The sequence below is a fragment of the Pseudomonas sp. SbOxS1 genome, assembly GCF_013416725.1.
Classification (GTDB): domain Bacteria; phylum Pseudomonadota; class Gammaproteobacteria; order Pseudomonadales; family Pseudomonadaceae; genus Aquipseudomonas.
On record NZ_JAAVXC010000004.1, the window covers coordinates 642,038 to 653,942 of the forward strand.

An 11,905-nucleotide genomic window follows, 5' to 3' on the forward strand; every position below is an offset into this window, starting at 1 on the left:
TGCCACGACAAATGCTTATTTGCATACCCCATGCATGAATCTTCAATAAAGCCGTCACCCGGCCGTGATGCCTGCGTCGACAAGACTGCCCATGGTAACCTTGCGCCCATCGCGGAAAAGCCGTGCCAACGCCCGCTTTTGCCCCACACCTTTTGAACGAGTTTTCCTGGCAATCCGATGAATAAAGCCCTCTCCGACCTGTCCTCGCACACGCCGATGATGCAGCAGTACTGGCGCCTGAAGAACCAGCACCCTGACCAGTTGATGTTTTACCGCATGGGCGACTTCTACGAGATCTTCTATGAAGACGCGAAGAAGGCCGCCAAGCTCCTCGACATCACCCTGACCGCTCGCGGACAGTCGGCTGGCCAGGCGATTCCGATGTGCGGTATTCCTTACCATGCGGCGGAAGGTTATCTGGCGAAACTGGTGAAGCTCGGCGAGTCCGTGGTGATCTGCGAGCAGGTCGGCGACCCGGCCACCAGCAAAGGCCCGGTGGATCGCCAGGTGGTGCGGATCATCACCCCGGGTACGGTGAGCGACGAAGCGCTGCTCGATGAACGCCGGGACAACCTGATCGCCGCCGTCCTGGGCGATGAGCGCCTGTTCGGCCTGGCGGTGCTGGACATCACCAGTGGCAACTTCAGCGTGCTGGAAATCAAGGGTTGGGAAAACCTGCTGGCGGAACTGGAGCGCGTCAATCCGGTGGAATTGCTGATCCCCGATGACTGGCCCAAGGATCTGCCGGCCGAGAAACGTCGCGGAGTCCGTCGCCGCGCGCCGTGGGATTTCGAGCGTGATTCGGCACTCAAGAGTCTTTGCCAGCAATTCTCCACCCAGGACCTGAAAGGTTTCGGTTGCGAAAACCTGACCCTGGCCATAGGCGCCGCCGGCTGCCTGCTGGCCTACGCGAAAGAAACCCAGCGCACCGCCCTGCCGCACTTGCGCAGCCTGCGCCACGAACGCCTGGACGATACCGTGGTGCTGGACGGTGCGAGTCGCCGCAACCTGGAACTGGACACCAACCTGGCCGGCGGTCGCGACAACACCCTGCAATCGGTGGTCGATCGTTGCCAGACCGCCATGGGCAGCCGCCTGCTGACGCGCTGGCTGAACCGCCCGCTGCGTGACTTGAGCGTGTTGCTGGCGCGCCAGACCTCGATCACCTGCCTGCTGGACGGCTACCGTTTCGAAAAGCTGCAACCGCAGCTCAAGGAAATCGGCGACATTGAGCGCATTCTCGCCCGGATCGGCCTGCGCAATGCCCGCCCACGGGACCTCGCCCGCCTGCGTGATGCCCTCGGCGCGCTGCCGCAACTGCAAGTGGCGATGACCGAACTGGAAGCGCCACACCTCAACCAACTGGCAACCACCACCAGCACCTACCCGGAACTGGCGGCATTGCTGGAAAAAGCCATCATCGACAACCCGCCCGCGGTGATCCGTGACGGCGGCGTGCTGAAAACCGGTTACGACAGCGAACTCGATGAACTGCAATCTCTCAGCGAGAACGCCGGGCAATTCCTGATCGACCTCGAAGCCCGGGAAAAAGCCCGCACGGGCCTGTCTCACCTGAAAGTCGGCTACAACCGCATCCACGGCTACTTCATCGAACTGCCGAGCAAGCAGGCCGAGTCCGCCCCTGCCGACTACATTCGCCGCCAGACCCTCAAAGGCGCCGAGCGCTTCATTACACCGGAACTGAAAGCCTTCGAAGACAAGGCACTGTCAGCCAAGAGCCGTGCCCTGGCGCGGGAGAAGATGCTGTACGAAGCGCTGCTTGAAGACCTGATCGCCCAGCTGCCACCCCTGCAGGACACAGCGGCAGCGCTGGCCGAGCTTGACGTGCTGAGCAACCTGGCCGAACGGGCGCTGAACCTCGACCTGAACTGCCCGCGTTTTGTCAGCGAGCCGTGCATGCGCATCAACCAGGGTCGCCACCCGGTGGTTGAACAGGTATTGACCACCCCGTTCGTGGCCAACGACCTGAGCCTGGACGACAACACCCGCATGCTGGTGATCACTGGTCCGAACATGGGCGGTAAATCCACCTACATGCGTCAGACCGCCTTGATTGTGCTCCTGGCGCACATCGGCAGCTTCGTGCCGGCGGCCAGTTGCGAGTTGTCCCTGGTCGACCGCATCTTCACGCGGATCGGCTCCAGCGATGACCTGGCCGGCGGACGCTCGACCTTCATGGTCGAGATGAGCGAAACCGCCAACATCCTGCACAACGCCACCGAACGCAGCCTGGTGCTGATGGACGAAGTGGGGCGCGGCACCAGCACCTTCGACGGCCTGTCCCTGGCGTGGGCGGCGGCGGAACGCCTGGCGCACCTGCGGGCCTACACCCTGTTCGCCACCCACTACTTTGAGCTGACGGTGTTGCCGGAAGCCCAGCCGCTGGTAGCCAACGTGCACCTCAACGCCACCGAGCACAACGAACGCATCGTGTTCCTGCACCATGTGTTGCCAGGGCCAGCCAGCCAGAGCTACGGCCTGGCAGTCGCGCAGTTGGCCGGTGTGCCGAACGAAGTGATCGTGCGTGCCCGTGAGCACTTGAGCCGGCTGGAAGACACCGCCCTGCCCCATGAGGCGCCTGCGCCGACCAAAGGCAAACCGGCCGCGCCACAGCAAAGCGACATGTTCGCCAGCCTGCCGCATCCGGTGCTGGATGAACTGGCCAAACTCGATCTGGACAACATGACGCCACGTCGCGCGCTCGAAATGCTCTATACACTAAAGACACGGGTCTAACGCACCGGCTTGCAAGCTGTTAGAATCTCGCGCGGTTTGGGATGCTGCAGGCTTTTAGCCTGGCTTGCAGACTATCGCTCCCAAACCTTGCGACCCCTACGTGAAGGGGCGCAGCAAGCCGCGCCTGAGGAGAAAATTAGAAATGACCTTCGTCGTCACCGACAACTGCATCAAGTGCAAGTACACCGACTGCGTAGAAGTCTGTCCGGTGGACTGCTTTTACGAAGGCCCGAATTTCCTGGTGATTCACCCGGATGAGTGCATCGACTGCGCACTGTGCGAACCTGAATGCCCTGCCGTAGCCATCTTCTCCGAAGATGAAGTGCCTGCAGGCATGGAAAACTTTATCGCTCTGAACCTCGAATTGGCCGAGGTCTGGCCGAACGTCACCGAACGCAAAGATCCGTTGCCCGATGCCGCTGAGTGGGATGGCAAGCCAGGCAAGATCGAACACCTCGAACGCTGATTATCCCCGCGTTCCAGAAAAAGGCCCCACAAGGGCCTTTTTGCTTTTCTGCAGGCAAAAAAAGGGGCGGTCTGACCCGCCCACATTTTTTCCCTATTCCCTGTGTTCCTTTTCATCATCCTGATGAATCGCTTCCTGCGATGTCCTTTCCCCTCGTCCTTGAAGGGCGTGTCTGTCCGTAGACACAGCACCGATACTAGAGTTTTTACCGCCAAGAGCAATCGCCCGGGCGGGCCCGGATGGCTTGTCACATCCGGTTCACGTTAGAAAATCTGCTGGTTTTTCAGCGGGATAAAACTGACCCGGGAAAAATATGGTCGACTGCCAACCTGTAAAAATAGTGAACACTTACGTAAAGAGTAAGCGAAGACTTACACCCTGAAGCTACAAAGCTGCGCTGGCGTCCCGGGGAAGAAAACCAGGATTGCGGACAACAAAAAGCCCCGAACCAGTCGGGGCTTCTTGTTATCCGCAATACGGAGCGCTAACGAATGGCTTATTGAAACAGCGACTCGCTCGACAGCCCGTTTTTCTCCAGGATCTCCCGCAGGCGTTTCAGACCTTCTACCTGAATCTGTCTGACCCGCTCACGGGTCAGGCCAATTTCCAGGCCCACATCTTCAAGGGTGCTGCTCTCGTGACCACGCAGGCCGAAGCGGCGTACAACCACCTCGCGCTGCTTGTCGGTCAACTCCGAGAGCCACTGGTCGATGCTTTGAGACAGGTCGTCATCCTGCAGCAGTTCGCATGGATCGGTTGGGCGATCGTCGGTAAGGGTGTCCAGCAGGGTTTTATCCGAGTCCGGACCCAGCGAGACGTCGACCGAAGAAACTCGCTCGTTGAGGCCCAGCATGCGCTTGACCTCCGCTACCGGTTTTTCCAGCAGGTTGGCGATCTCTTCGGGTGAGGGCTCATGATCGAGTTTTTGCGTCAGCTCCCGTGCGGCCCGCAGGTACACGTTGAGCTCCTTGACCACATGGATCGGCAACCGGATGGTCCGGGTCTGATTCATGATCGCGCGCTCGATGGTCTGACGAATCCACCAGGTTGCGTAGGTCGAGAAGCGGAAACCGCGCTCAGGGTCGAACTTCTCCACCGCCCGGATCAAGCCGAGGTTGCCCTCTTCGATCAGATCGAGCAGCGAAAGACCCCGATTGACGTAACGCCGGGCGATTTTCACCACCAGCCGCAGGTTACTTTCAATCATGCGTTTGCGCCCGGCCGGATCTCCACTTTGCGACAGGCGCGCAAAGTGCACTTCTTCTTCGGGGGACAGTAGAGGGGAAAAGCCGATTTCATTGAGGTACAGCTGCGTGGCATCGAGTGCCCGCGTGTAATCGATGTACTTGTGTTGCTTCAATGTCGCGGAGTGTTTGGATTTGGCACGAACGGAAGGTGGAGCCGCCCCTTCATCATTCGACATCGAATCCGTGCCGACGTCGGTCTCCATCAGGAGAACCTCATCGTCGATGTCAAACTCCGGCACTTCTTTACTGAGAGCCATTGTTATAGTCCTTTGGTGAGTTCGACCTCAAGCTCAAGCGGCGCCTTTATCCTTGGCAACGCTGGAGCCTGTCCCCTCTACGTGACGGAACAGGCTGGAAGCGATCAACGACGTGGCAGGAATTGCAGCGGATCTACTGGTTTACCTTGGCGGCGAATCTCAAAATGCAGTTTCACCCGGTCTGTACCCGTTGACCCCATTTCGGCAATTGTCTGTCCGACCTTGACCTGCTGCCCCTCCCGAACCAACAACCTGCGGTTATGTCCGTAGGCACTGACGTAGGTTTCACTGTGTTTGATGATGACTAATTCGCCGTAGCCCCTTAAGCCACTCCCGGCGTATACCACCGTCCCATCAGACGCAGCTAAAACAGGCTGTCCCAAATCCCCTGCGATATCAATTCCTTTATTCAAACTACCGTTTGATGAGAATTTGCCAATCAAAATGCCATTAGATGGCCACCCCCAGCCGGTCGGGGCTGGACCCGGTGGAGGCAGTGGAGCGGGTGCCGGCTTGTTGGCGACGGACGGTACAACCACCGGTGTGGAGGTGGTCGTACCGTCCGCAGAGCGACGGATGACCGTGGTTTTACTCGAGGACGAAGGCGAGGAACTGGAAGAGCTGACCACGGTGGTCGGCGTTGAACCGGTGCGCCCATCAAAGCGAATCGTCTGGCCCGGACGGATGGTGTACGGCGGCTCAATGTTGTTGCGCGCCGCCAGCGCCTTGTAGTCCCAGCCGTAGCGAAAGGCGATGGAGAACAGGGTGTCCTTGGGACGAACGACGTACTGCCCGGTGGTCACGGCCGGGCGCTGGACGGCGGCTTTGTTGCGGTCGACAACACCTACATCGCTGGATTTGTTACTGGAGCAACCGACCAGCAAGGTGCTCATGACAAGGCCAGTCACCAGGCGCTGAAAGCTCGTTGTACCCATACGCTGCGCTATGACTGTGAGACTCACCCGCCGCTCCCTTTGTGGTGGCTGAAAATGTGATTTGCCGTGTTCCGGCACGAAGTGTCGCAAGTATAACGGGCCGTGCCGGCTTTACCCTTAATGAAGCGAAATGGCTTGGCGCACACGTTTGCTGCCCGCCAAAACACCCCGTTTAATCAATCGACCCCGCTATAAGACAGAGGCCATCGAAGAGAATTCAGCGCGTTTAAATAAATGCTCAGGCCAGTGGACCATTGAGTAACGGGACGAAGCGCACCGACCCCAGGACACGCCTGGAGAAGCCATTTTCTTCCCGGACGATCAGCATCAGTTGTTGAACTTCACCGGAGCCGACCGGGATCACCAGGCGCCCCCCTGGCGCCAGCTGATCAAGCAGCGCCTGAGGTACGTCAGTTGCCACCGCCGTGACGATAATGCCGTTGTAGGGCGCCAGCGCTGGCCAACCCTCCCAGCCATCGCCCCAGCGAAATACTACGTTACGCAAATTCAGCTCGACCAGGCGCTCCTTGGCCCGGTCTTGCAGCACCTTGATACGTTCCACGGAAAAAACCCGCTCGACCAGCTGCGACAACACCGCCGTCTGATAACCCGACCCCGTGCCGATTTCCATGACCTTGTCCAACGGCCCGGCTTCGAGCAGCAACTCGCTCATGCGAGCCACCATATAAGGCTGGGAGATGGTCTGGTTATGGCCGATGGGCAGCGCCGTGTCTTCGTAGGCCCGGTGCGCCAGCGCCTCGTCGACGAACAGGTGACGCGGTGTACGACGAATGACTTCCAACACCTTGGCGTTGGTAATCCCCTCTTCATACAAGCGCTGGATCAGGCGTTCGCGGGTCCGTTGCGAGGTCATGCCGATGCCGCGATGCAGCATGTCGTCTTGTCCGCGGGTCATGGGTGCAACCCCTCCAGCCAGCCGTCGAGGCTTCTGAAGGCATCATTGAAGGTGCGATCCAGTTGCAACGGCGTGATGGAAACAAAGCCCTGCATCACGGCATGGAAATCGGTGCCGGGGCCGCCATCCTCAGCGTCCCCCGCCGCCGCGATCCAGTACCCGGACCTGCCTCGCGGATCGACCACTTTCACCGGTGCTGCCGCGCGGGCGCGATGCCCGAGGCGGGTCAACTGGATACCGCGGATGTGCTCCAGCGGCAAATTGGGAATATTCACGTTCAGTACCGTACGCGGTGGCAGTTCGAGATCCGCATGGGCCTCGACCAGTTTGCGCGCAAAGTAGGCCGCCGTGGCAAGGTTGTCGACTTGTCGCGAGACCAGCGAAAAGGCAAACGCAGGACGCGCCAGGAACCGGCCTTCGAGTGCTGCCGCCACGGTACCCGAGTAGAGCACGTCGTCCCCCAGGTTGGCGCCCAGGTTGATACCGGACACCACCATGTCCGCCTCACGCTCGAGCAAGCCGTTGAGGCCCAGGTGCACGCAATCGGTCGGCGTGCCATTGACGCTGATAAAGCCGTTGGCCAGCGTGTGCGGATGCAGCGGACGGTCCAGCGTGAGCGAACTGCTCGCGCCGCTTTTGTCCTGGTCCGGGGCAATCACCACGCACTCGGTGTAATCCGCCAGCGCAGCATGAAGCGCGGCGAGTCCGGGTGCGGTTACCCCGTCGTCGTTAGAAATCAGAATACGCATGGGCTGTCCGTCTGCCCCACCGGCACCAGATCAACAAGCTCGCGCACCAATACGGTGGCGAAGCATCCGGCCGGCAGGACGAATTCCAGTTGCAGAATGTCAGGTTCGGGATAATGCCACGTCAACCCGGCAATGGGCAGCCGCAGGATGCGGCGTTCGTGGCTCATTCCGGCGTTGATCAACCAATCGCGAAGGTCTGCTTCGCGAGCGGCGATCGCCTGCTCCAGTTCATGGACAGCGCCCGTGGCCGGCGAGTCACCTTCGCCCCACTGCGGACCGGTCGGGTGCAGGTCGAGAATCGCCAGGCGTGGGTCGCTGCACTCGGCCTCTCCTGCCGGAAAAAAGCTGCGGCTATCGGTGAACGCCAGCAGATCGCCGACCTGCGCCTGCTGCCAGGTACCGTCGGCGACACGCGCGGCCAACACCTGGTTGAACAGGAAACTGCGGGCGGTCGACAGCAGGCGCGAACGCACGTTGCGCTGCTCCGGCAAGGCCTTGCGCGCGGCCCAGGCACGGGCGTCGACCACGTTGCCGCCGTCATGCCCAAAGCGCTGGGCCCCGAAATAATTGGGGATGCCTTGTTTGGCAATCAGCTGCAGGCGCTCTTCAATGGCGGCCTTGTCGCCAGCGAACTGCGTCAGGCGCAAGGTGAAGCCGTTGGCCGCGTGGGCACCGCGTTGCAGCTTGCGTTTATGCCGGCTGGTCTTGAGGATTTTCAACGTGTCGTTTTCTGCCGCGGACAGGTCCGGATCGGCCTTGCCCGGCAGTTGTACGCTGAACCACTGGCGCGTCAGCGCCTGGCGGTCCTTGAGCCCGGCGTAGCTGACAGTGCGCAATGGCACCCCGGCCGCCTTGGCGATTCGACGTGCCGCCTCTTCCGTATTCAGGCCGCGTTTTTCCACCCAGATCCACAGGTGTTCGCCGTCACCGCTCAAGGGAATATCAAGGACTTCATCGACCTGGAAATCTTCGGCGATGGCTTTCAGTACGGCGCTGCCGAGCGGTTCACCATAGGCCCGCGGGCCGAGCAATTGCAGTTCGTTCATGCGCGCAGCAACAAGGCAACGGAATGCACGGCAATGCCCTCTTCGCGACCGACGAAGCCGAGCTTTTCGGTGGTGGTAGCTTTCACGTTCACTTGATCCAACTCAACTTGAAGATCCGCGGCAATCAGCGTGCGCATCGATTCGATATGGGGGGCCATTTTCGGCGCCTGGGCCACGATGGTGTTGTCGACGTTAGCGACTTTCCAGCCTTTGGCGTGGATCAACGCGACGACATGACGCAACAGCGCTCGGCTGTCGGCGCCCTTGAATTGCGGGTCGGTGTCCGGGAAATGCTTGCCGATGTCACCCAGCGCAGCAGCACCGAGCAAGGCATCGCTCAAGGCGTGCAGCAGGACGTCACCGTCGGAGTGAGCGAGCAGCCCGAAGCTGTGTGCAATGCGCACCCCGCCCAGAGTGATGAAATCGCCTTCAGCGAAACGGTGCACATCATAGCCGTGGCCAATACGCATAAAAAAACGCCCCGAATTTTGTCAGGGCGTGATTCTACCTGCATTAGGCACCTAGAGCATGCGCGTGATGCCGCAAGTGCTCATCGATGAAACTGGCGATGAAGAAATAGCTGTGGTCATAGCCCGGTTGCAGGCGCAACGTCAGCGGGTGACCGGCCAGTTTGGCCGCCTGTTGCAAGGCTTCGGGCTTCAACTGATTGGCGAGGAAATCGTCGCGATCGCCTTGGTCGACCAACAGCGGCAGCTTTTCATCGGCCTCGGCAATCAACGCACAGGCATCCCATTCACGCCATTTCGAACGGTCTTCGCCCAGATAGCGGGAAAAGGCCTTCTGCCCCCACGGGCAATCCATCGGGTTGTTGATCGGCGAGAACGCCGATACCGACAGATAACGCCCCGGATTGCGCAGGGCACAGACCAGCGCACCGTGGCCACCCATGGAGTGACCGCTGATGCCGCGCTTGTCCGACGCAGGGAAATGGGCTTCAACCAATGCCGGTAATTCCTGCACGACATAGTCATGCATCCGATAGTGGCGCGACCAGGGTTCCTGGGTGGCGTTCAAGTAGAACCCGGCGCCGAGGCCGAAGTCCCAGGCACCGTCCGGATCACCCGGTACATCAGCGCCGCGAGGGCTGGTGTCCGGTGCGACGATGATCAGCCCCAACTCGGCGGCCATGCGCATGGCGCCGGCCTTCTGCATGAAGTTCTCGTCGGTGCAGGTCAGGCCGGACAACCAGTACAGCACCGGCAACTTGCCGCCCTGCTCCGCTTGCGGCGGCAGGTACACGGCAAACACCATGTCGCAACCGAGCGTTTCCGAGCGATGGCGATAACGCTTGTGCCAGCCGCCGAAGCTTTTCTGGCAGGAGATATTTTCCAGGCTCATGGCTGACCTCAGAAATGAATGACGGAGCGGATGCTTTTTCCTTCATGCATCAGGTCGAACGCCTTGTTGATATCTTCAAGGCCCATGGTGTGGGTGATGAAGGTATCCAGCGGGATCTCACCGGTCTCGGCCATTTCCACGTAGCTTGGCAATTCGGTACGGCCGCGCACGCCGCCGAACGCAGAACCGCGCCAGACGCGACCGGTGACCAGCTGGAACGGACGGGTGGAGATTTCCTGGCCGGCACCGGCAACACCGATGATCACCGACTCGCCCCAACCCTTGTGGCAGCACTCGAGGGCGGCACGCATCAGTTGAACATTGCCGATGCACTCGAAGGAAAAGTCGACGCCGCCGTCGGTCATGTCGACGATAACTTCCTGGATCGGGCGATCGAAGTCTTTCGGGTTTACACAATCGGTTGCACCCAGCTGCTTGGCGATCTCGAATTTGGCCGGGTTGATGTCGATGGCAATGATCCGTCCGGCCTTGGCTTTTACTGCGCCGATGACCGCCGACAGACCGATGCCACCCAGACCGAAAATGGCCACGGTGTCACCGGGTTTCACCTTGGCGGTGTTCAACACGGCGCCGATGCCGGTGGTGACACCACAACCCAACAGGCAGACTTTTTCCAGCGGCGCTTCCTTGGCGATCTTGGCCACGGAAATTTCCGGCAGTACGGTGTACTCGGAGAAGGTTGAAGTACCCATGTAGTGGAAAATCGGCTGGCCTTTGTAGGAAAACCGCGATGTGCCATCTGGCATCAGGCCTTTGCCCTGGGTCGCACGAATCGCCTGGCAGAGGTTGGTTTTGCCCGACAGGCAGAATTTGCACTGGCGGCATTCCGGGGTGTACAGCGGGATCACATGATCGCCCACCGCCACCGAGGTCACGCCTTCACCGATCGCTTCGACGATGGCTCCGCCTTCGTGACCGAGGATCGACGGGAAAATGCCTTCCGGGTCAGCGCCCGAGAGGGTGTAGGCATCGGTATGGCAGACACCGGAAGCCACCACGCGCAGCAACACTTCACCGGCCTTGGGCATGGCGACATCGACTTCAACGATCTCCAGAGGTTTCTTGGCCTCGAAGGCAACGGCGGCGCGTGACTTGATCATGGTGATTCTCCAGTGAATAAAAACGAGACAAGGAGTGTAATACAGCGCCTTACGGTGAATAATCAGGACAAAAGCAAAACATTATTGCTACACAGGGATAATCTTCGATGTCGGAAAACCGCTGGGAAGGGATCGACGAATTCGTCGCCGTCGCCGAATGCAGTCAGTTCACTGCCGCGGCCGAACGCCTGGGGGTTTCTTCCTCGCACGTCAGTCGACAAATCGTACGCCTGGAAGAGCGCCTGCAAACCCGCCTGCTCTATCGCAGCACTCGGCGGGTCACGCTGACCGAGGCTGGGCAAACCTTTCTGCAACATTGTCAGCGCTTGCAGGATGGCCGCGAAGAGGCGTTGCGGGCGGTCGGCGACCTGACCAGCGAACCCAAGGGCATGTTGCGCATGACTTGCGCGGTGGCTTATGGCGAACGCTTCATCGTGCCGTTGGTGACTCGCTTCATGGGGCTATATCCGCAATTGCGGATCGACATTGAATTGAGCAATCGCCAACTCGACCTGGTGCATGAAGGCCTGGACCTGGCGATCCGCCTGGGGCGCCTGCAGGACTCAAGACTGGTCGCCACCCGCCTCGCGCCACGGCGCATGTTCCTCTGCGCGTCGCCTTCCTACCTGGAACGTTATGGTCGACCACACAGCTTGTCGGAGTTGAGCCGGCACAATTGTCTTATTGGCAGTTCGGACCTCTGGCAACTGGAACAGAACGGGCGGGAATTTTCCCAGCGGGTCCAGGGAAACTGGCGCTGCAACAGTGGGCAAGCGGTGCTGGACGCGGCGCTACAGGGTGTGGGGTTGTGTCAGTTGCCGGACTATTACGTGCTCGAGCATCTGAAAAGCGGCGCGTTGATTTCGTTGCTGGAAGCGCATCAACCGCCGAATACGGCCGTTTGGGCGTTGTATCCGCAGCAGCGGCATTTGTCGCCGAAGGTGCGCAAGTTGGTGGATTTTTTGAAGGAGGGGTTGGCGCAAAGGCCGGAGTACCGAAGCTAGCTGGCGTGTCAGCAAGATTTCGGTGCCCGGACTATCGCTATCGCGAGC

At 60.1% G+C, this 11,905-nt stretch carries 11 protein-coding genes; 3 read left to right on the plus strand and 8 right to left on the minus strand.

All coding sequences use genetic code 11. The features are described 5' to 3' along the window. The first annotated feature begins 177 nt into the window (after positions 1-177). Both mutS and fdxA read left to right on the plus strand, forming a co-directional pair. Positions 178-2,757, plus strand: a complete 2,580-nt coding sequence (gene mutS / locus HFK74_RS09300; RefSeq protein WP_180203242.1) for a DNA mismatch repair protein MutS — start codon at positions 178-180, stop codon at positions 2,755-2,757. A gap of 142 nt (positions 2,758-2,899) precedes the next feature. Continuing rightward, positions 2,900-3,223, plus strand: a complete 324-nt coding sequence (gene fdxA / locus HFK74_RS09305; protein ID WP_008057346.1) for a ferredoxin FdxA — start codon at positions 2,900-2,902, stop codon at positions 3,221-3,223. Positions 3,224-3,719: 496 nt separating this feature from the next. Here fdxA and rpoS read toward each other — a convergent pair whose 3' ends face one another. The 8 genes from rpoS to HFK74_RS09345 form a co-directional block, all read right to left on the minus strand. Then, a complete protein-coding gene (gene rpoS / locus HFK74_RS09310) occupies positions 3,720-4,727 on the minus strand; it encodes an RNA polymerase sigma factor RpoS (RefSeq protein WP_180203243.1) in 1,008 nt (335 codons plus the stop codon). Between the two features lie 104 nt (positions 4,728-4,831). Beyond that, the gene (locus HFK74_RS09315) at positions 4,832-5,689 is read right to left on the minus strand and encodes a peptidoglycan DD-metalloendopeptidase family protein (RefSeq protein ID WP_180203244.1); all 858 of its coding nucleotides are present in this window, start codon (positions 5,687-5,689) and stop codon (positions 4,832-4,834) included. A gap of 211 nt (positions 5,690-5,900) precedes the next feature. Then, positions 5,901-6,536 (minus strand): protein-L-isoaspartate(D-aspartate) O-methyltransferase, encoded by a 636-nt coding sequence (locus HFK74_RS09320; RefSeq protein ID WP_177325071.1) that lies wholly within the window; start codon positions 6,534-6,536, stop codon positions 5,901-5,903. A 38-nt stretch (positions 6,537-6,574) separates the two neighbouring features. Then, the gene (gene surE, locus HFK74_RS09325; RefSeq protein WP_008057342.1) at positions 6,575-7,327 is read right to left on the minus strand and encodes a 5'/3'-nucleotidase SurE; all 753 of its coding nucleotides are present in this window, start codon (positions 7,325-7,327) and stop codon (positions 6,575-6,577) included. Continuing rightward, positions 7,315-8,373: a tRNA pseudouridine(13) synthase TruD gene (gene truD, locus HFK74_RS09330; protein ID WP_180203245.1), complete on the minus strand. Its 1,059-nt coding sequence runs from the start codon at positions 8,371-8,373 to the stop codon at positions 7,315-7,317. Before truD ends, surE begins: the two co-directional genes overlap by 13 nt. Next, a complete protein-coding gene (gene ispF, locus HFK74_RS09335) occupies positions 8,370-8,843 on the minus strand; it encodes a 2-C-methyl-D-erythritol 2,4-cyclodiphosphate synthase (protein WP_180203246.1) in 474 nt (157 codons plus the stop codon). Before ispF ends, truD begins: the two co-directional genes overlap by 4 nt. A gap of 43 nt (positions 8,844-8,886) precedes the next feature. Continuing rightward, positions 8,887-9,732 (minus strand): S-formylglutathione hydrolase, encoded by an 846-nt coding sequence (gene fghA / locus HFK74_RS09340; protein ID WP_180203247.1) that lies wholly within the window; start codon positions 9,730-9,732, stop codon positions 8,887-8,889. An 8-nt stretch (positions 9,733-9,740) separates the two neighbouring features. Next, positions 9,741-10,853, minus strand: a complete 1,113-nt coding sequence (locus HFK74_RS09345) for an S-(hydroxymethyl)glutathione dehydrogenase/class III alcohol dehydrogenase (RefSeq protein WP_008057338.1) — start codon at positions 10,851-10,853, stop codon at positions 9,741-9,743. A 107-nt stretch (positions 10,854-10,960) separates the two neighbouring features. Here HFK74_RS09345 and HFK74_RS09350 point away from each other — a divergent pair, with 107 nt between their 5' ends. After that, complete coding sequence (locus HFK74_RS09350) at positions 10,961-11,857, plus strand: LysR substrate-binding domain-containing protein (RefSeq protein ID WP_180203248.1); 897 nt, start codon at positions 10,961-10,963, stop codon at positions 11,855-11,857. Positions 11,858-11,905 lie beyond the last annotated feature (48 nt).

Coding starts and splice junctions, on each gene's coding strand:
- fghA (WP_180203247.1), bottom strand. CDS start 9,732: ATGAGCCTGGAAAATATCTCCTGCCAGAAAAGCTTCGGCGGCTGGCAC.
- HFK74_RS09350 (WP_180203248.1), top strand. CDS start 10,961: ATGTCGGAAAACCGCTGGGAAGGGATCGACGAATTCGTCGCCGTCGCC.
- HFK74_RS09345 (WP_008057338.1), bottom strand. CDS start 10,853: ATGATCAAGTCACGCGCCGCCGTTGCCTTCGAGGCCAAGAAACCTCTG.
- mutS (WP_180203242.1), top strand. CDS start 178: ATGAATAAAGCCCTCTCCGACCTGTCCTCGCACACGCCGATGATGCAG.
- truD (WP_180203245.1), bottom strand. CDS start 8,373: ATGAACGAACTGCAATTGCTCGGCCCGCGGGCCTATGGTGAACCGCTC.
- HFK74_RS09320 (WP_177325071.1), bottom strand. CDS start 6,536: ATGACCTCGCAACGGACCCGCGAACGCCTGATCCAGCGCTTGTATGAA.
- ispF (WP_180203246.1), bottom strand. CDS start 8,843: ATGCGTATTGGCCACGGCTATGATGTGCACCGTTTCGCTGAAGGCGAT.
- rpoS (WP_180203243.1), bottom strand. CDS start 4,727: ATGGCTCTCAGTAAAGAAGTGCCGGAGTTTGACATCGACGATGAGGTT.
- fdxA (WP_008057346.1), top strand. CDS start 2,900: ATGACCTTCGTCGTCACCGACAACTGCATCAAGTGCAAGTACACCGAC.
- surE (WP_008057342.1), bottom strand. CDS start 7,327: ATGCGTATTCTGATTTCTAACGACGACGGGGTAACCGCACCCGGACTC.